Consider the following 20,346-nt stretch of genomic DNA (forward strand, 5'->3'; position numbering starts at 1 on the left):
TTTCGTTATTTCCTTTAAACTGCAGGCGTAACTGCTGCTTATGTCTGTATTTGACGACCTATTTTGAATTATACTATATAATGGTATCCAATAAACAAGATCCCGGATTAATTACTTCCCAGACTCAAGAGGGAATTAATCCTTCAATCTAAAATCTAAAATCTAAAATCTAAAATCGAATGACTGCACAAACACCCGTACAATTCCAAGACAGTTTCGACATCATCGTAGTAGGTGGCGGACACTCCGGCTGCGAAGCCGCCCTCGCCACTTCTCGCCTCGGCTGTCGCACCCTTCTCCTCACCCTCAACCTCGACAAAATTGCGTGGCAACCTTGCAATCCGGCTGTCGGCGGCCCGGCTAAAACTCAACTTACTAACGAAGTTGATGCGTTAGGCGGGGAAATTGGCAAAATGGCCGATCGCACCTACTTACAAAAGCGCATCCTCAACTCTTCGAGAGGCCCCGCAGTGTGGGCGCTGCGAGCTCAAACTGACAAGCGGGAATACGCCGCTGTGATGAATAATATTGTCGAAAATCAACCCAATTTGACCATCCGGGAAGCGATGGTGACAGACTTAGTTCTGGGCAAAAACGAAGAAGTTATCGGAGTAGAAACATACTTCGGCGTCGCTTTTGAATGCAAAGCAGTAATTCTGACTACAGGTACTTTTTTAGGTGGCACAATTTGGGTTGGCAATAAGTCGATGCCCGCCGGACGTGCCGGAGAATTTGCCGCCGTTGGTTTGACGGAAACTCTCAATCGTTTGGGCTTTGAAACTGGCAGGTTGAAAACCGGAACTCCGGCAAGAGTTGACAAACGTACTCTGGATTACACCAACCTGGAACCGCAGCCGGGAGATGCAGTGGTTCGCTGGTTTAGTTTCGATCCAGAAGTTTGGATCGAACGGGAACAAATGCCTTGTTATTTAACTCGAACTACGCCGGAAACTCACCAGTTAATTAGAGACAATTTGCACCTTTCTCCAGTCTACGGCGGCTGGGTTGATGCGAAGGGGCCGCGCTATTGTCCGAGTATTGAAGATAAGATTGTGCGGTTTGCGGATAAGGAAAGTCACCAGATTTTTATTGAACCGGAAGGTAGAGATATTCCTGAACTTTATATCCAAGGATTTTCTACTGGTTTACCGGAAAATTTGCAATTGCAAATGCTGCGGACTCTTCCGGGTTTGGAAAAGTGCGAGATGATGCGCCCTGCTTATGCTGTGGAGTACGATTATTTGCCGGCAACTCAGTGCTTTCCCACGCTGATGACTAAGAAGATTGAAGGGCTGTTTTGCGCGGGTCAGGTGAACGGTACAACTGGATATGAGGAGGCGGCTGCACAGGGGCTCGTGGCGGGTATTAATGCGGCCCGGTTTGCGAAAAATCAGGAGATGATTGTGTTTCCTCGCGAGCAAAGTTATATCGGGACTTTGATCGATGATTTGTGTACGAAGGATTTGCGGGAACCTTACCGGATGTTGACTTCGCGATCGGAATATCGGCTATTATTGCGATCGGACAATGCGGATCAACGCTTGACGCCGCTGGGACGGGAAATTGGTTTGATTGACGATCGCCGCTGGGAGTTGTTTGAGCGGAAAAAAGCTAATATTGTGGCAGAGAAGGAACGCTTGTACTCGACGCGGGTGAAAGAACACGAGGAAGTTGGCAAGGCAATTTTGGCTGATAGTCAACAAGCGATTAAAGGTTCGATTACTCTGGCTGATTTGTTGCGTCGTCCGGGTTTTCATTATGTCGATTTGGAACGGTACAATTTAGGCAATTCTAGTCTGAAGTTGGCTGAGAAAGATGGTGCGGAAATTGATATCAAATATTCTGGCTATCTGCAAAAACAGCAAAATCAAATTGATGAAATTGTCAGACATGAACGCCGACAATTGCCTGCAGATTTGGATTATATGGCAATTACAACTCTCTCCAAAGAATCGCGGGAAAAGTTGGCTAAGGTGAAACCGCTGACGATTGGTCAAGCGGCGAGAATTGGCGGGGTGAATCCGGCTGATGTTAATGCTTTGTTGATTTTTCTGGAAGTGCGAAACCGTCAGCAGCCAGCGGATGTGGGAAAATAACCTAAACTAGAGGTGTCTCAAGGCTTCCTTCAATTTTATGCAATATAGCAATCCTTGCAGGAGTCGTAAACTTTTTACCCCACCCCAACCCTCCCCTTATCAAGGGGAGGGAGTAAGAAATTCACAAATGATGCGAGGATTGCTATAGTAGTATGAAAAAGTTTGGCTATTGTGGCACCACTTTTTTGTTTGGCGGCTTTCATATTGATGGATATAGATTCTGGGCTTTGCTGAGTCACGGTATGAATCAACTTTTATCGGAATTTACAAAACTCACCCGACTTGGCTTATAAAAACTCCGAAATCGGGAATTGATACCTGTATTCAGCAACGCCACAAAAACAGAAAACTGGCAGAATGTCAACTAGAATTGATGAAACTCTGCCAGTCTATTGTAGATATTTATCAATCCTCGAACCCCAACTTCCATAAAGAGTGCGAGAGAGAGGGGGAGACAGCGAGGGGGAGAGGGGGAGAGGGGGAGAATTGGGAAACACAGTTAAATTCATCCGTGTATCCGTGTCGTGCCCTTCTTCCCTTTTCCTTCTTCCTTCTTGCTTCCTTTAATGTGCCCAGAGAATCACGCCAGCTTCATAAGGACTGCTGAGATTATCGTGCTTCGGCAAAACGCGCAACGACAAGCCTTGCAAACCGCTAGAAGTATAAGTAATGTCAGCCGTATAAAGGCTAGCATTGTGAGAATCTTCTCCCAAATACTCCATCACCACCGGCACGCCACCAATGATATCGCCGTTAGCATCAACCGAGCCTTGATAAAGTTCAACTTGCACGTCTGCAGGCGTCAATCCCATCAGATTAATCCGAGATTTAACAGATATCGACTGATTGACTTTAACTTCTTTATCTTGGGAAATATCAACAGCCTCAATCTTAATATCGTGCCACTTCGCGAGAACGTGCTTCTTCCAGTGAGACAACTCCTTGGCCGGAGCGCAATTATCTGAAGTCATGGTGTGGTAGCGATCGCTCACCGGGAAATATGCGCGCCGCGCGTAATCCTTCACCATCCGAGCCGTATTGAACAAAGGACAATTCAAGCGAATAGAATCCTTCATTTTCGCCGTCCAACCGCGGGGAATGCCATCAGCATCCCGGTTGTAAAACAGCGGTACAACTTCCTTTTCCATCAAGTCGTACAAAGCATTCGCCTCTACCTCATCCTGATACTTAGTATCTTCGTAAAACTCGCCATGTCCGATCGGCCAACCGGTACGAACATAATCAGCCTCATCCCACCATCCGTCAAGAATGCTCAGATTCGGCAAACCATTCATCGAAGCTTTCATCCCGGAAGTACCCGAAGCCTCACGCGGGCGGCGTGGCGTATTCAGCCACACATCGCAGCCAGACACCATCATCCGAGCAACGTTAATGTCGTAGTTCGGTAAAAACACCATCGAGCTCATCGTCTCGTGTTCGCGGATGAAGTGAACGATATCCCGAATCAATTCCTTACCGGGAATATCCATCGGGTGAGCCTTCCCAGCAATCACAAACTGCACCGGGCGATTTTGATCCCGCATGATCCGCATAATTCGATCGACATCGCGCAAAAATAGCGTCGCCCGCTTGTAAGTAGCAAAGCGGCGGGCAAACCCGATCGTCAGCACCTTCGGATTGAGAGCCTCCCGCGCGTGTTCGATTTCGGTTTGGGCAGCACCGCGCTCACGCAAAGTCTTTTGCAGCCACTCCCGCGCGAACACCACCAACTCCGATCGACAGCGTTCGTGATTGCGCCACAGTTCCTCATCAGGAATCGACGACATCCGATCCCAGAGTCGATCGTCCTTACCGGTCATTTCCCAGTCCGGGCCGAGGTATCGATCGTACAACTCCTGAGTAGACTTCGCCACACAACTGCGAGCGTGCACCCCGTTGGTAATCGAAGTAATCGGTACTTCTTCCTGGGGCAAACCCGGCCACAAACCCTGAAACATCGGGCGCGACACCACACCGTGCAAAGCCGCCACCCCGTTGACAAAACTCGACATTTTAATTGCCAAAATTGCCATATTCAGAGGTGCGGACAAATCCCCAGTATTCTCCCTGCCCAATCCTAAAAACTCATCTTGCGACAAGCCAAATATCTTGGGATACTGACTCAGATAGTGCATCACCATATCCGGCTCGAACAAGTCAAACCCAGCAGGCACCGGCGTGTGAGTCGTAAACATACTGCTCGAAACCACCACCTGTTCCGCTTCTACGAAACTCAGGTGATATTCCTCCATCAGCATCCGAATGCGTTCCAAAGCCATGAAAGCCGCGTGGCCTTCATTCATGTGATAAGCCGTAACTGTCAGCCCCAATGCCTTGAGCATTTTCACGCCGCCGATGCCCAGCATGATTTCTTGGTGCATCCGCAGAGTTTTATCACCGCCATACAGTTGGTCGGTAATATCTTGGTCGTAGCGGCTGTTAGGTTCAATATTTGTATCCATTAGGTACAAAGGAACCGTTCCCACTTGTACTCGCCAAATCCGGGCATACACCTTGCGGCCGGGATAGTCCACCTCAATCCGCAATTCCGAACCGTCGGGATTGCGTTCTGGGTGCAGCGGCATATTGTAGAAATCGTTGAGCGGATAGCGTTCTTGCTGCCAGCCGTCGGCGTTGAGATACTGCGAAAAATAGCCTTCTTGGTAAAGCAGGCCGACACCGACTAAGGGCAAGCCCAAATCGCTAGCTGATTTGAGGTGGTCGCCTGCGAGCACGCCCAAACCACCGGAATAGATCGGTAGGGCTTTAACTAAGCCGAATTCCATCGAAAAGTAAGCGTAGCATTCTTGCTGCTCGGTGCCGCGCTGTTTCCGGTACCAGGCGCGATTTTTGAGATAATCGTCTAATTGTTGGGCTGCTCGGTTCATTTGAGCAATGAAGCCTTCGTCTTCTGCCATTTCTTGCAGTCGCTCTTGAGATATGGTTCCGAGCATCAGCACCGGGTTTTGGTTGCTGGAGTCCCACAGGTCTCGATCGAGGCGGCGGAAGAGGTCTTTGGTATCGACGTTCCAGTCCCAGTGCAAGTTGTAGGCAAGCTGGCGTAGGGGTTCGAGAATTGTCGGTAGCGACGGGGAAACGTTAAATGTGCGAATTGGCTGCATAGACAAAGTTTTTATGTTGGGGTAGCGATATTTTCGTCTGTCTTTAGGTACAAGTCCGTTATTCTGCACACTATTTTAAGTTTTAAGCTGCGGGGGGCGATCGCGATGCCGATCTGTATCGACTATCTGCAATGACACAGCAGTGCCGTGTCCCTAACTCAGCTAAGCTTTTAACTGCGGTGGCGGGAGCGAGGACTTGATGCCCCTGAGCTGACAATTCCTCAAGTTAAAGCGCTGTGTCACGCTTTGGGCAAGAATCTTAACGAATTGCCCGACAACTTAGGCCCGCCGAAGCGCTCTAGCAGTGATGATGTTGGGGGTGCAGCGCAGGAAAATAAGTCGGGAGACTAAGATTCGCGGTCAAGAACTATAACTTTCGGGGGCGCACGAAGCACCTGATCCCTATTGGTGGGTGAGGCGCGCCGATTAACTATTGTCAGCAATAGATAAATCTTGAACCGCGCCTCACCCACCCTACAATTGACTGATGACTAATAACTAATGACTAAAGACTAATAACTAATGACTAATGACTAATTAAGCAATTTTCACTTGTTGCAACTGAGAATTTAGCAATAGCTTCCTAGCATCATTGGCTGATAGTGCAGGGCTGAAATAATGACCCTGAATTTCTTGACAGTGGAGTTCGCGCAAACACTCTAACTGCTCTTTAGTTTCTACTCCTTCGGCTACCACGCTCAAGTTCAAATCTCGCCCCAGGGTCGCTACAGCCTTGGCGATCGCCCGTTCGCAGGGATCGGTCGTCAATCCGCTGACAAACGACCTGTCTATTTTTAAGATATTCAAGGGAAACTTTTTGAGATAATTTAGAGAACAATAACCCGTGCCGAAATCGTCCAGTGCAATTTGCACTCCCATATTCTGCAACTCCCTGAGAACTTTTGTGGTATAATCCACATCTTGCATGGCTGTAGTCTCGGTAATTTCTAACTCTAAATACTTGGGTGCTAAACCAGTTTTTTCCAAGCAGTTCGCTACCATTTCTAATAAATTAAATTGCTGGAACTGCCTAGCCGAAACGTTGACTGCTACCCGCAAATCTGGCTGCAAAGCATCCTGCCAAGCTTTATTTTGAGTGCAGGCTGTTTGCAGCACCCATTCCCCAATAGGTACAATGAGTCCGTTCTCTTCGGCGATCGGAATAAATGTAGCGGGAGTAACTAAACCTAATTGTGGATGTTGCCAGCGCAGCAGGGCTTCCATGCCCTGAATTTTCCAAGTAGTAATGTTGACTTTAGGCTGGTAGAAAACCTCAAATTCTCCCTGTTCTAAAGCCTCGTGCAGCCTGTGTTCTATAGTTAGTAAATGGCTGCCTTGGGGATTAATTGTTGAAGTATATAACTGATAGTTATTTCTTCCCATTTCTTTAGCGCGGTACAAGGCAGCATCGGCATTTTTGACTAAAGTTTCGGCATCTTCACCATCATCGGGATAAAGGGCAATGCCGAGGCTGCTGCTAACATGAAACGGTTGTCCTTCTAGTTTAAATGCTGGCTTTAAATTGTTGAGTATTCTTTGAGCTGTTTTAACTGCATCTTCTAAGCAATTGATATCGGGAAGCAGTATGGTAAATTCGTCGCCTCCCCACCGGGCAACCGTGTCAGTCGATCGCAAAGTGTCGCTGATGCGTCCGGCAAAACCTTCTAACAGGCGATCGCCCGCAGCGTGACCTAGTGTATCATTAATCTTTTTGAACCTGTCCAAGTCTAAAAACATCACAGCTAGCATTTTTTGGGTTGTTTTAGCTTGTTTTAAGGAGGCCAGCAGCCGCTCGTTAAAAAGTATCCGGTTCGGTAAACCGGTGAGTTGGTCATAAACAGCTTGATAGCGAATAATTTCTTCAGCTTGCTTGCGCTGAGTAATGTCCATGATCGTGCCGATCGCCCTTACTGCTTTGCCACTTTCATTACGGATGATATAGCCACGATCGAGCACAAAAACATATCCCCCGTCTGCACGGTGAAAGCTGTATTCTTCCGACCAACATTGAGCGTCTGAGGTCATTGTTTCGTAGAAGCTTGACATCACTCTTTCCCGTTCTTCGGGATGAATATTTAGCCACCAAGATTCTAATTCTATAGTCTGATTTTCGTTGAGTTTGTATCCAAAAACTTTTTCAAATTCTTCGCTCAACCAATACTCATTTTTTAACAAATCAAAATCCCATACTGCATCATTTGTCGCCCGCGTCAGCAGGTGAAAGCGTTCTTCGCTTTTGCGTAGTTTTTCTTCGGAGTGCACCCGTTCCGTTACATCCCGAAAGCTGAATACTCGACCAGTAATTTTGCCTCCCGTGCGCTGGGGCAACGAGTAGCGCTCGAAGATTCTGCCATCTGTCAACTCGATGATATCGTAACTTTCTGCGGCGGGGCGATCGGACAATTCTTTAGCACGATTGAGAAATATTTCCGGGTATTTTAACTGGTTGATTCCCAACCCCAAAATTGGGTTGTTATCTCTCGAATCAACCAGCAAATCCGGCAACTGCCACATTTCGGCAAATTTGCGGTTAAAGGTGAGCACTGTGCCTCCACTGTCAACCGCCAGAATACCGTCAGCAGTAGATTCAATGGTTGCTTGAAGCAAGGAAAAAGATGTTTCTCGTTCTAACTCTGCTAATTTGCGATCGCTGATGTCAAATGCTGTGATTAATATTGAGGCTTTTTTTTCAAATTTTATAATATCTACAGTTGCTTCAATCCAGCGCATTTCTCCTGTTTTCGTGACTATTACTAATTCATATTTAGAGCCTGCTGTTGAGCGCGCATGACTGGATTTACCCCATTTTTTAACTATTTCTATAAAATCTCGATGAATTAAGTCGTATAAATCCAATGCTAGTAATTCTTCGCGAGTATATCCTGTCAGAGCTTCTGTCTGAGCATTGACGTAGCGGAACTGTCGGCGGTGATAGATAAATGCCACAGCATTGACAGTTTCTATCAGTTGGCGAAACTTTTTTTCACTGCGCCGCAAATTTCTTTCAGCCCGCTTGCTATCGGTAATATCTTGTGCTATATATAACTTGCCGCTGACCTGACCTTTACCGTCGCGAATAAGTGAAATAGAAAGCAGTACAATTATTTTTTTTCCATGTTTGGAAAGGTAGACTTTTTCCACGTTGTGGACAGAACCTTCTGCTGTTAAACTTCCTAAATCTAACTCCGGGGCTGGGGATTCACTTTTCTTAAAAAGTCCGGCTATTGGTTTGCCTAACAACTCTTTTTTAGAGTATCCCAAAAGTTGACAGGTAGCTTGGTTTAACGATAGGATATGACCGCCGGGGGTGGTCGCAATTATCGAGACGTTCATTTCCTCGCAAATATCGAGAGCATATTCGGCAGTTTGCTGCAAATCTTGGGTCATTTGGGCAATAGTATGCCAGATATCCTGTTCTTTTTTTGGATATAACACTTTTTCTCCTTTTGGTAGCTTGTCATTCTCTGTTTCAGACTTCGGCTTGATTAACCTCATCGTCTTGGATAAGCTATTTACTGTCTTCCCCCGGATGAATAATGAGATTACTAAACAAAGAAAAACCAGAGAATAACCGATTGTTTTTAATCTAAGAGTAGCTTCTTTTCTAGGAGATTCCTGAGATGGTCTATAATGGTAAATCGGTAATTTTACTGGTTCACTTTGGGAGAATTTATCCAAAAATAATGAGGCACTTGCAGAAGTAAGGGGGCGAGATGCCGATCGCAAATAGCTATGTTTGTGAGACCCAACCAAAATCCCTTCTACAGGGCGAGTGCCATGTCCATCTCCTAGACTTGTCGGTAATATTTTGGGATTTATGCCACATTCCACACCAAAAATAGCAACCGCGAAATATCCCAACATTAATTGAAAAATTATTTTCATTTGCTCTATTTCCTACTCCCCAATATTTTTTGGATGAACCATAAATTTAAAAAACTTTAGCAGAACTTTCTCTGCCATAGGAAAACCCAGCCACCATTAATTTATGTGGATTTGTAAATTAAATTTTACCAAGCTAATAATTGAGCTTTATAACTAATTATAATTTTAATCTTAATTTAAAATGTGTCATCAGTCATTGTGCCACAAATTATCCGCCATTCTGCCTAGACACCGGGTGGGAGCGCGCTAAAATTAGATAATTCCCGCAAGGAGGCGACGGGGATTTGTTAGAAAAATAAACAATCAGCTTAAAATCGATGCAGAGGTCAACTAATTGAACCCATGAGTCAGACCATCCCAGAACTCCAAAAAGAAGTCCGCGCGCTGCAAGCAGAAGTTACCGCCCTGCAAGAGTCGCGGGAAAAACTTGGCGTACAGCGCTCTGAGTGCCGAGTAGCAGTCAGTTTTCCCAAAAATAATACTCCTGAAGCCATTGCCGAGTTCCACCAGCAAACTGCTGCTTTTGGGGAGCAGTGGTTGCAGCAAATCCAGGAAATTGACCGAGAGACTAAAAATATTGAAAAGCAACTGCAACAAAAACAGGCTTTACTCAATTACAAGCAAGGTGAACTAGAAAAAGTGGTGGCCGGAGAGCACTGGCAAGAACTAGAAAACAAAGTTCAAACCGGGGAAAAGCGCTTGCAAACACAAGCTCGCAGAATCAATCAAGCAGCAGCGCAGCTAGAGGCAGAAATCCAAGCTTTAAAAGCACTGTACGACCAACTAAATCCCAGTTATTCCGAGTGGTTTCAACAACCAACTGAAATAGTCAAATTTTCGGCCAAAACTATTCCTTACGCTGTTCCCAGCAGCAGCGGGTTGATTTTGGAGAATAAGGAGATTGAGTGGGAAAAACAATAGTTTTGACTTGTAAAGTTTAAATGTAAATTAGTGATTTGAATGTCGCCGTCGAAGGCTCCAATAAGCAACACAGATTCGACGGCAACATCCCAAGGCTTTGACAGGCTTTTTCCGATAAAAAATACAAAACTGCCTCGGGCGCAGCTAATTTTAAGATGTTGGAGTTTCATTTTTTGAAACAGGTTTATTTTTAACTCTGGTGCCAATCTAAAATCTAAAATATAACTGTTCTGGACGCATCAACCGGGTTTTACAAAAAGACTTTGTTGCAGCCCTCGCTTCCGCTAAACAACCCGGTTGATGAGAGCCAAGAGTGCGTAAGCTCTGTCTAAAATCTCAAATAGATTTACTGATGAAACAATTGATTTGGATAGCGCTATTTATTCTGGTTGCGGTGACGGCTGTCGGCTGGGGTTCTGACTCGTGGCAGCGGTTGTCGGCTGTACCAGAAGTTTGGGTCGATCGCAATATCCACACTTCCCAAAACCCGTCTCCCTTACCGCTTCCTGCTGAAAAAAATGCAGTTTATCTGCCCCAAATTGATCCGTCTCGGTTGTGGAAACACGTAGATATTTTAGCAGGAGAACGCGAGGGAGAACGAGCTCGCTCTTTCACGAGAGACTACATTTCCCAGCAATTGCAAATATTAGGATTTTCCGCAGAGTTGCAGCAGTTCGATCGCGGAATCAACGTCTTCGCTGAGAGAAAAGGCACTGACTCAAACGCCGGTGCAATTTTAGTAGCAGCACACTACGATACTGTACCAAACTCCCCCGGCGCTGACGACAATGCGACGGGAGTTGCAGTAGTTTTAGAAGTAGCAAGATTGCTGGGTTCTCGCCCCACGCCTCGGACACTGCAAGTAGCATTTTTCGACAGGGAAGAAATCGGACTTTTAGGCAGTTTAGCATTTACAGGTAGCGAGGCGCGGTTAAAAAATTTGCAAGGAGCGATCGTCCTAGATATGGTAGGTTATGCCTGCCGCACTCCCGGATGCCAGCAATATCCCGAAGGATTGACAGCGCAACCTTTTTTAGAAGCATCGGGGGTAACTTCTCCCGACAAAGGCGAGTTTATCGCTGTGATTGGGGATGCGGAACATCCGCTGCTATTGAAAAGTTTTGCGGAGTCTGGAAAAGCCGATTTGCCGCCTGTGGTGGCGCTGCCGGTTCCCCTGAAAGGGTTGCTGACTCCCGATGTTTTGCGGAGCGACCACGCGCCTTTCTGGTATAAAGGAATTGGTGCTGTGTTGGTGACGGATACTGCAAATTTGCGATCGCCCCACTATCACCAATCTAGCGATACATTAGCAACTATCGATCGAGCTTTTTTCGCCGGTTCTGCTCAAATTGTTGTTAATGCCACGGCTAAATTATTGGAAATTCGGTAATCTACTCGTTACCAGGCTCTGCCTGGTAACGCATATCCGGAGGCTCTGCCTCCAATTTTCCCACGCCAAGCAAGCGAGGCAGAGCCTCTGGGCATCGGTTCCTAGGCTCTGCCTAGGAACCAGCTAAATAACTAATAACTAATAATAAATGACTAACAAAGAAAGCCTGCAACGGCATTTACTGCAACTAGACAATCGAGGCTACAAAGCATACAAAGACATTCAAGGTAGTTACGAATTTTCAGAATTCACATTAATTATTGATTACGTCCAGGGAGATCCCTTTGCTTATCCCAGTAAATTTAGAGTCATAGTTCCCCCCAACATTGCTCAAATTCGCCGCGAACTTTTCAACTCTCGCAGTCTAGAAATAGCCTTGCGAGATTACCTAACTCGCCAGTTTGACAAAGCAGCACACAGCATCAGCAGCCTACGCGGCACTGGGAAAAGCGGTTTGATTGCAGTGACTCGCTTCGGACAAGAAGTTTTAGAGCGAACTTCGGCATTTATCCTTTCCTCAAATACATCCGATATCGAAGATTTAGGAGGAGTTGAACTGCGATTTGCCGTCGGACTTCCAGCGGGCGGACGCAGTATCTTAGGGCGACAAGCTGCTGAAATGCTGTGCGAAGATATTCCGCAAATTGTCAGTAAATCTCTGAAGTATGCTAACTTAAATGCTGCTGAATGTCGCCGTCACGTTGAAACTGTAGAAGATGCTGACTGGCTGCGGGAACAGTTAGCTGAAAAAGGATTAGTTGCGTTTGTGGCTAACGGTTCTATTTTACCCCGCCGCAGCGGTGTTGACAACAGTCCTTTGTTAAATAATGCTGTGGCTTTTCAGTCGCCGCCGTCGTTAAAAGTTGAGTTTAATTGTCCGAATCGCGGTTTGATTTCTGGTATGGGTATTCCCGCTGGCATTACTTTGATTGTTGGCGGCGGCTATCACGGCAAATCAACTTTACTCAGGGCGATAGAGTTGGGAGTTTACAACCGAATTCCGGGAGATGGTAGGGAATTTGTGGTGACTAATCCGGCGGCGGTGAAAATTAGAGCGGAAGATGGGAGAAGTGTTGCGGGAGTTGATATTTCGCCTTTTATTAACCACTTGCCGCAAGGTAGAGATACTGCACAATTTTATACCGAGAATGCGAGCGGTAGCACGTCGCAAGCTGCTAATATTATTGAGGCTTTGGAAGTGGGGAGAAGGAAGAAGGAAGGCACGACACGGATTTTGACACGGATACACGGATTAATTTATGAAGAGGATTTAGTGCCTGTTTTATTGGTGGATGAGGATACGGCGGCGACGAATTTTATGATTCGCGATCGCAGAATGCAGGAACTCATCGCTAAGGATAAGGAACCGATTACGCCGTTTATTGATAAAGTTAAACATTTATATGCGGATTATGGCGTATCGACTATTTTAGTCATGGGGGGCAGCGGCGATTATTTTGATGTGGCAGATACTGTGATTGCACTGGAGAATTTTCAAGCATATAATGTGACGGAAAAAGCTAAAGAGATTGCTAAAAATTACTCGATTAGTCGCGAGGCTGAAGGGGGAGAAAATTTTGGTAAGATTACTCAAAGAGTGCCGATTCCTGCTAGTTTAGATCCGAGTCGGGGACGGCGAGATGTGCGGGTGAAGGTGCGGGATGTTGATGAATTGGCTTTCGGAACTGAGGAGATTGATTTGGGTGCGGTTGAGCAAATTGTGGACAGGGGACAGTTAAGGGCGATCGCTGCGGCAATGGTTTATGCTAAGCAGCAATACATGGATGGGAAACGCACTTTGTCGGAAATCATAGATTTGGTGATGGCAGATATTGAGGCGCAGGGGATGGATATTTTATCGCCTTTTCCTGAAGGGGATTTTGCCATGTTTCGACGGTTTGAATTGGCGGCGGCAATTAATCGGCTTCGCAGTTTGTCGGTTGTTGCCAAAATGACTAATGACTAATGATTAATGACTAATGACTACCACTTTTTGATATGCTGACAAAAGTGAGTGCAAAAACCGCGATAGAAGTATGACAGGCAATATAGGACAACTGACTGCTTTAAGCGATCGACCTTATATAGTATTAAGCAATCAAGGGCAGGTTTTACAGTTAGAGTTAAAACAGCAGCAGCACGTATTGGGGCGCGATCGCACTCGTGCCGATTTAATCGTACCCGACACTGAACCCTGGCAGGTAGTTTCCAATTTTCACGCTGTTTTGCGCCAAATTGGGGATAATTACTGGATTTACGACGGTGACGGGCAGCGGCCGAGCACTAATGGCTTATTTGTCGATCGCACTCGCATCACTCCCAATGACGGTTATTGTCTGAAAAATGGCACAGAAATTAAAATCGGTCTCGATCCTCAAAATCAAGTTTTGCTGACTTATTTTAATCCGCTGGCGAATCAGGTTGCTGTCTCTAGCAAGCAGTCAATTCTTCTTAAGAATCGGTCGGTTTTGTTGGGCCGCGATCCAAACGCTTCGCTGCAATTAGATGCGCCGCTTGTTTCTAGACGCCACGCCACAATTGACCAAGACAGCCGCGGCAATTATATTTTGCGAGACCACAGCGTTAACGGGGTTTTTGTGAACGGTCAGCGAGTCACAAATTCCGTACAGTTGTCCGAGGGAGATGCAATTCGGATCGGCCCGTTTACTCTAACTTACCGCAGCGGTGAGTTGCAGATGCAAGACTCCGGCCATCAAATTCGTTTGGATGCTGACAGTCTGGTGATTCCGAAGCGTTTGGATAACATCACTTTGGCGATCGAACCGGGGCAGTTTGTGGCTTTAGTCGGCGGTAGCGGTGCGGGAAAATCTACTTTAATGCGGACGCTTTTAGGCATCGAAAAAACTACTAACGGCGCTGTGTTTCTCAATGGCGACAACCTGCGCCAAAACTTCAATATTTACCGCAATCAAATCGGTTACGTGCCTCAAGATGATATTGTGCACGCAGATTTGACAGTAGAAGAAGTCTTGAGTTATGCAGCTAAATTGCGCTTACCTCCCGATACAGATGTCAATCAGGTAGTCGCAAAAACTTTAGAAGATATTGAAATGACTCACCGTCGCAAGGCTTTGGTAAAACAGCTTAGCGGCGGACAGCGGAAGCGGGTCAGCATCGGAGTTGAACTCTTAGCAGACCCGAAACTTTTCTTTTTAGACGAACCGACTTCAGGACTCGATCCGGGTTTGGATAAGAAGATGATGCAACTGCTGCGAAAGTTGGCAAATCAAGGCCGGACGGTGATTCTGGTGACTCACGCGACGGCAAATATCACGATGTGCGATCGTATTGCTTTTATGGGTCTCCCCGGATACCTCTGTTACTTCGGCCCGCCTGCGGAAGCGATCGATTTTTTCGAGCTAAAAAATGGCGATTTTGCCGACATTTACAACGAATTAGCAGATAAAACCAACGTTCCTAGGTGGGCGGCAAATTTCAAACAATCTGAATACTATCATCGCTATATTGTCAACCACTTCAGCACTGGCAACGCAGGAAAAAAACAAGCACCTCCCAAGCCAAACTCTGTATCTTTTCTCAAACAACTCGTTCTGCTCGCCCAGCGCTATTTTCAACTCGTTTCCCGCGACTTAGTTAACTTGAGTTTAGCTCTTTTGACAGCGCCGATCGGCATTAGTTTGCTGCGGCTGGCCGTCAGAGATAAAGACCCGTTAATTGGAGTACCGGAGGCAACTTTAGCACCTTTAGCACTCAGAGTTTTGTTTGTATTTACCTGCGCGGCGATTTGGGTAGGGCTGGCAACTTCTCTGCAAGAAATTGTTAAAGAATCTGCTATTTATCTGCGAGAACGTTTGGTCAATTTAGGATTGTTTGCTTATTTAGGTTCAAAATTTTTCATACTTTCCGGTTTGGCAGTATTGCAAACGTTGTTAATGGTAGGAGTTATTCTAATTGCTTTTAAATCCCCCGAACCGAGTTTTATTTCCTGGCCTGTGGGAGCAAGTATTACCACATTCCTAACTTTGATGAGCTGCATAAGTCTCGGATTAGTCGTTTCCGCGATTGTTAAAAATAGCTCTCAAGCTAATAGCGCTTTGCCTCTATTATTGCTGCCTCAGATTATTTTTTCGGGAGTTTTGTTTAAGATGGAAGGTGCGGCGAGCAAGTTTTCTTGGCTGATGTTAAGCCGCTGGTCTGTGGGTGCTTACGGCTCTTTAGTTAATGTGAATGGGATGGTTCCCGCGCCTACTACATTACCGGATGGGAGTACGCTTCCTCAGCCGTTTGAGCCTACTCCTGTTTACGATCAAACCTGGGAGAATTTGAGTTTAAATTGGGCTATTTTGTGCGTGCATATTTTCGTTTATTTAATGTTGACTCTGTGGTTGCAGAAGCGGAAGGATATTTTATAATTAAAATTACGCCTTTTTAACTCACAGTTCATTATCAAGTCAGATCATGGGAGAGATAAATGTTAGTTAAAACCAACGCAGTAGTAGAAATTGCTGCATCGCCTGAAGTAGTCTTTGATTTTGTTACCTCCCTGTCAAATCTGCCCAAAGTCTTTCGCGGATATGGCCCAATTCCAGCAATTATTAAAGCAGAAATGGCAGATGGTGGAGAGATGCGTGAAGGCGGCGTGCGGCGGATAGAAAATTCCGACGCTTCGGTGATTGATGAAGAAATCATTACTTTCAAAAAGCCAGAAAGACAAACCTACCGACTGGTTAGAGGGTTTAAGTTTCCGATTTCTCTACTCATTGATTCTGGTGGCGGAGATTGGAATTTCACTGCTACAGCAAAGGGAACTCAGATTGATTGGGAGTTTTATTTTATGCTGACTTCTCCGGTATTCTATCCCGTTGGGTTGTTGCTCGTTCAGGTTTTTATGCAAAAAGCTATGCAGCAGTGTTTAGATAATATTCAAGAATATTTGGCTAACCCAAGCGAATAGATTGTATGAATTATTGGCTAATGAAGTCGGAACCCGATGTTTATAGCATTGCGAATTTGAAGCACGATCGCACTTCCATTTGGGATGGCGTTCGCAACTATCAAGCGCGCAATTTTATGCGAGATATGAGTCGGGGAGACTTAGTATTTTTTTACCATTCTAATACTAAAATACCGGGAATTGTCGGGTTAGTGCGCGTCGTGGAAACAGGGATTGCTGATCCGAGTCAGTTCGATGTTAATAGCGAATATTATGATCCTAAATCGCAGTTTAATGCACCTCGCTGGCAAACTGTGAAAGTGGAGTTTGTTGAGGAGTTTGCTAAGTTAATATCTTTGGATGAACTGAAACAAAAGTTTAGTGCTGATGAGATGTTGGTGGTGAGGAAAGGCAATCGGTTATCGGTGATGCCGGTATCTGATGTTGCTGCTGAGAAGATTTTAAAGATGAGATAACTCTAGCTAAGTAGGGTGCGTCAGCTACCCTTATTTCGCGACAAACCCATAATTCCCGAACTGACGCACCGGGTAAGAATCGGTGCGTCAGCATGATACTTTTTGTGCTAATTGAGAATTTAAAGGCTGACGCACCCTACTGCTGGGGATTGGGGCGGTCAAAATTTCAATCTTCTAAAGACCGGCCGCACAAACAGCCGCACCAATTAACCCTACATTGGGATTCAAAACAAGACGAACTGGCATCATTTCTAACAGCGAATTCATCCGGCCTTTGTGGGTAAAAGCCCGCATAAAACCCCCTTCTTGAATCAGCGGCAAAATTTTAGCAGCGATGCCGCCGGCTATATACAAACCGCCGTAAGGTAACAGTGTCACAGCCAGATTTCCCGCCACTGCACCGTAGGCTTCTACAAACATTTGCATTGTTTGTTCCGAAAGCCGATCGCACTTTTTGAGTGCCGCCTGTGCAATTGTCGCCCCCGGATCGACAGTCTTTTCAGTTTTCCCGATTTCTGACTCCCATTTTTTGATAACTTCCCCTATCTCCGGCGATTCAGGAGCAAACTTTTTGTCCCGCAAAAACTGGTAAATTGAAACAATCCCTTGTCCCGAAACCACACGCTCGATCGATATTCGGGGAATGTCGTGTTTGGCTAACAAATATTTCAGCAATTGAAACTCCAACTCCGAACGAGGTGCAAAGTCACCGTGCCCCCCTTCCGAAGAAAATACCCTGATGCCATTTGCCTCTGGAATTCCAAAACAATTTCCCAAACCAGTACCCGCACCAATCACAGCAATTGGATCGTGTTGGCGGGGTTTTCCGACTTGCAAAATGTGCAAATCTTTAGCATCCAAAGCCCACACGCCGTAGCCAACCGCGACAAAATCATTAATTAAACTAACGTGTGATATTCCTAATTCCTGTTCCAGACGCTTCGCATCCAGCATCCAAGGTAAATTAGTCAGTTTTGCAGTGTTATTAACCACCGGGCCTGCGATCGCAAAACAAGCTTTTTCAGGCAATGGCGCAAAATCCAATTTCATAGCAGCTTCCTTCAAAAACTGCTGCACCATCGGTACTAAATCGGGAAACTCACCGCTGGGATAGCGGAACTCGTAAAGTGCATTCATTTCACCGTTAACAGTCCTTTCCACTAAGCGCAAAATTGTCTTAGTTCCGCCAATATCGCCCGCTAATAATAATGCCATAAATCTCTTTTTCCACCAAAGATAACATTCCCCATTTAAACACCCACAGTATTAATTGCCAACCAAGCCCGCAGCACCTCAGCCACTGTCCAAGCTTGAGCCGTGCAGCCCCGAGGCGAGTGGGGGGCGTCGCCTTCAAAAATTTCGCTCATACTGCCAACTCCGCCGGCCATTATATGATGTGCCATCGGTTCTAGGAATTCGCGAGCTTGTGCTGGGTTTTTGTATACGTGTAAGTGCGCCAAGACAAACGGGCCAATCAGCCAGCCCCAAACTGTGCCCTGGTGGTAGGCGCTGTCGCGCTGCAATTGGTCGCCTCCGTATGTGCCGCGATACTGCGGGTGCTGCGGCGAGAGGCTGCGGAGGCCGACAGAAGTGAGCAACTGTTGAGCGCAGGCGTCCACCACGCCGCGCTGCTGGATGGGGGTCAGTAACGGTGTATAGCGGGTTTCCTGGTGTATCCCCGCTGACGAGGAGTTGGCGGAGTGAGGAGGAATCGAGTCTAGGGGCAAGGATACGGCGAATATTTGGTTGGGCCGCAGGCAGCTATCATGTCCGTCGGGGCCATCGAGAACGTCGTAACAGTAACCGGTTGAGGCGTTCCAGAAGCGAGGGAATCCGGCGGCTGTTCGATCGCCCAATTGCTGGTATTCATTGTGAGGCTTGCCCAATTTTCGAGCAAAACTTGCCATAGCTTGTATAGCATTGTACCAAAGCGCGCTGAGTTCGATCGGCTTACCAATCCGAGGCGTTACCACCCAATCGCCGATTTTCGCGTCCATCCAAGTCAGTTGCACGCCCTTTTCGCCGGCGTAGATTAAACCGTCATCGGGATCGAGGCGGATCTTATACCGAGTTCCCTGTATGTGCCAATCAACAATCTCACATAAAGTAGGCCAGAGTTCGCTCAAAAGTCGATCGTCCCCCGTGGCATCGATATAAGCGCGAATTGCCTCAAAGTACCACAGAGTGGCGTCTGCGGTGTTGTATTCCGGTGCGCCGCCCGCATCCGGGAAGCGGTTCGGCAGCATTCCCCGATCGACATACCGCGCAAATGTCCGCAAAATCGATCGCGCAATTTCCCATCGCCCGGTACAGATTGTGAGACCGGGTAGGGCGATCGTCGTGTCGCGCCCCCAGTCGCTGAACCAGGGATATCCGGCGATAATCGTTTTGCCTTCGGGTTCCTCCGGTAGGGGGCGACTGACGATAAATTGGTCGGCGGCTAGCACTAAGTGATTGATCCAGTCGGGAGATTCGCTCACTTTTGACCAGTTTTGCAGCAGTTGTTGGTCATAAGTGCGACGAACTTCTAAAGCTTTACCGCCGTTGAGTTCGGTATTTTTCTCGGTGCTGGCTATCAATGTGAGAGAACTTCCCGGTGCGATCGTCATGTGAAAAGTCGCCCCGTGCAAGTGATCCTCGCAGTAATCCAATCCGCGGCGCTTTTCGGCTGCTAGATCCAATCCGTAATGCCAATTGTATAAGGGCGCAGAGACTCGAAATTTGGCTTCTGGTGCGGCATCTGTCAGCAGGTACAGGGGTGCAGCCTTGGGAAATGCAGTCACGCAAACCCCGCGTTCCAAGGTTTCTAGGCTCATTTGCCAGTCGCCGGCGCTCGTCGTGTGGTGGTAGTCGCGGTAGTTGACTAGGGCTTTGACAGCGAGGGCGATCGGTTGTGAGGCGCGGTGCAAGCGGTATTGAATATATGTTGTGTTAGCACCTTGCTGCATCCAAATCCGCTTTTCCAGGATAGCGTCGGCGAGAGCAAACCTCCAAACTGGTGTCGTGCCTTCGAGGTGAAAGCTTTCGATGTATTTGTAGCCGTGGGGTTCCATCGTCGCGTCGGCCCAGCGGTTTGTATAAAGCGGATATGCGCGATCGTGATACACCGCCGTCTCGTCCAGCTTTGCCAGCATCAAAGTGCGTCCCAGCGGGGGTTTGAGGGCGGCTATCAGCAAGCCGTGATAGCGGCGGGTGAGGAGATTTGCGATCGTCCCGCTAGCGTAACCGCCGATCCCGTTGGTGACTAACCACTCCCGAGACTCCGCCGAGTCGAGATTGCAGCAGATTTCCCGTCCAAAAGCCATAACCATAAAGTCCACACTCGCGCTGATTTTTGACCTACCTTTAGGTAGATTTTCGACATGATATCAACCAGAAATATTAACGCTTGCAGGCCGTTAATTTGGCGATCGGCCCCGTGCCGGTTCCTGATCTAATTTAGACATAACTAACCGCTACTTTTGCCCATTACACAATTTTAGCCTTTGATACCTCTGTCTAAAGTTAGTTGTTTGTTATATTAAGTAATATTACCGTCTAA

The 20,346-nt window shown here is 46.8% G+C and carries 11 protein-coding genes; 7 read left to right on the top strand and 4 right to left on the bottom strand.

From position 1 onward, the window contains the following. The first annotated feature begins 179 nt into the window (after nt 1-179). Nucleotides 180-2,096 carry a tRNA uridine-5-carboxymethylaminomethyl(34) synthesis enzyme MnmG gene (gene mnmG, locus QUB24_RS00590; RefSeq protein ID WP_333149609.1) on the top strand — a complete coding sequence of 639 codons (1,917 nt, stop codon included), beginning with the start codon at nt 180-182 and terminating at the stop codon, nt 2,094-2,096. A gap of 563 nt (nt 2,097-2,659) precedes the next feature. Here mnmG and glgP read toward each other — a convergent pair. Together glgP and QUB24_RS00600 are read right to left on the bottom strand one after the other, a co-directional pair. Further along, nucleotides 2,660-5,218: an alpha-glucan family phosphorylase gene (gene glgP, locus QUB24_RS00595; protein WP_333149894.1), complete on the bottom strand. Its 2,559-nt coding sequence runs from the start codon at nt 5,216-5,218 to the stop codon at nt 2,660-2,662. 537 nt (nt 5,219-5,755) lie between these two features. Continuing rightward, complete coding sequence (locus tag QUB24_RS00600) at nt 5,756-9,103, bottom strand: EAL domain-containing protein (RefSeq protein WP_333149612.1); 3,348 nt, start codon at nt 9,101-9,103, stop codon at nt 5,756-5,758. 342 nt (nt 9,104-9,445) lie between these two features. On the opposite strand from QUB24_RS00600, the gene QUB24_RS00605 reads away from it, so the two are divergent. The 6 genes from QUB24_RS00605 to QUB24_RS00630 all read left to right on the top strand — a co-directional run bounded on the left by QUB24_RS00605 (nt 9,446) and on the right by QUB24_RS00630 (nt 16,805). Further along, nucleotides 9,446-10,024, top strand: coding sequence for a hypothetical protein (locus QUB24_RS00605; RefSeq protein WP_333149614.1), 579 nt, complete (start codon nt 9,446-9,448; stop codon nt 10,022-10,024). 352 nt (nt 10,025-10,376) lie between these two features. Next, a complete protein-coding gene (locus QUB24_RS00610; protein WP_333149616.1) occupies nt 10,377-11,414 on the top strand; it encodes a M20/M25/M40 family metallo-hydrolase in 1,038 nt (345 codons plus the stop codon). Between the two features lie 148 nt (nt 11,415-11,562). After that, complete coding sequence (locus QUB24_RS00615; RefSeq protein WP_333149618.1) at nt 11,563-13,380, top strand: ABC-ATPase domain-containing protein; 1,818 nt, start codon at nt 11,563-11,565, stop codon at nt 13,378-13,380. A gap of 70 nt (nt 13,381-13,450) precedes the next feature. Beyond that, nucleotides 13,451-15,808 (top strand): FHA domain-containing protein, encoded by a 2,358-nt coding sequence (locus QUB24_RS00620; protein WP_333149620.1) that lies wholly within the window; start codon nt 13,451-13,453, stop codon nt 15,806-15,808. 59 nt (nt 15,809-15,867) lie between these two features. Beyond that, a complete protein-coding gene (locus QUB24_RS00625) occupies nt 15,868-16,350 on the top strand; it encodes an SRPBCC family protein (protein WP_333149622.1) in 483 nt (160 codons plus the stop codon). Between the two features lie 5 nt (nt 16,351-16,355). Beyond that, a complete protein-coding gene (locus QUB24_RS00630; protein WP_333149624.1) occupies nt 16,356-16,805 on the top strand; it encodes an EVE domain-containing protein in 450 nt (149 codons plus the stop codon). Nucleotides 16,806-16,979: 174 nt separating this feature from the next. On the opposite strand, the gene QUB24_RS00635 is transcribed toward QUB24_RS00630, so the two are convergent. After that, nucleotides 16,980-18,020: a glucokinase gene (locus QUB24_RS00635; RefSeq protein WP_333149626.1), complete on the bottom strand. Its 1,041-nt coding sequence runs from the start codon at nt 18,018-18,020 to the stop codon at nt 16,980-16,982. A gap of 35 nt (nt 18,021-18,055) precedes the next feature. Then, nucleotides 18,056-20,116, bottom strand: a complete 2,061-nt coding sequence (locus QUB24_RS00640; protein WP_333149628.1) for an amylo-alpha-1,6-glucosidase — start codon at nt 20,114-20,116, stop codon at nt 18,056-18,058. Nucleotides 20,117-20,346 lie beyond the last annotated feature (230 nt).

The organism is Microcoleus sp. B9-D4, assembly GCF_036705105.1.
Taxonomy (GTDB): Bacteria; Cyanobacteriota; Cyanobacteriia; order Cyanobacteriales; family Microcoleaceae; genus Microcoleus.

Excerpts from the sequence above, each read along its gene's own strand:
- glgP (WP_333149894.1), bottom strand. The coding sequence starts at position 5,218 with ATGCAGCCAATTCGCACATTTAACGTTTCCCCGTCGCTACCGACAATT.
- mnmG (WP_333149609.1), top strand. The coding sequence starts at position 180 with ATGACTGCACAAACACCCGTACAATTCCAAGACAGTTTCGACATCATC.
- QUB24_RS00630 (WP_333149624.1), top strand. The coding sequence starts at position 16,356 with ATGAATTATTGGCTAATGAAGTCGGAACCCGATGTTTATAGCATTGCG.
- QUB24_RS00600 (WP_333149612.1), bottom strand. The coding sequence starts at position 9,103 with ATGAAAATAATTTTTCAATTAATGTTGGGATATTTCGCGGTTGCTATT.
- QUB24_RS00635 (WP_333149626.1), bottom strand. The coding sequence starts at position 18,020 with ATGGCATTATTATTAGCGGGCGATATTGGCGGAACTAAGACAATTTTG.
- QUB24_RS00625 (WP_333149622.1), top strand. The coding sequence starts at position 15,868 with ATGTTAGTTAAAACCAACGCAGTAGTAGAAATTGCTGCATCGCCTGAA.
- QUB24_RS00615 (WP_333149618.1), top strand. The coding sequence starts at position 11,563 with ATGACTAACAAAGAAAGCCTGCAACGGCATTTACTGCAACTAGACAAT.
- QUB24_RS00605 (WP_333149614.1), top strand. The coding sequence starts at position 9,446 with ATGAGTCAGACCATCCCAGAACTCCAAAAAGAAGTCCGCGCGCTGCAA.
- QUB24_RS00620 (WP_333149620.1), top strand. The coding sequence starts at position 13,451 with ATGACAGGCAATATAGGACAACTGACTGCTTTAAGCGATCGACCTTAT.
- QUB24_RS00640 (WP_333149628.1), bottom strand. The coding sequence starts at position 20,116 with ATGGTTATGGCTTTTGGACGGGAAATCTGCTGCAATCTCGACTCGGCG.
- QUB24_RS00610 (WP_333149616.1), top strand. The coding sequence starts at position 10,377 with ATGAAACAATTGATTTGGATAGCGCTATTTATTCTGGTTGCGGTGACG.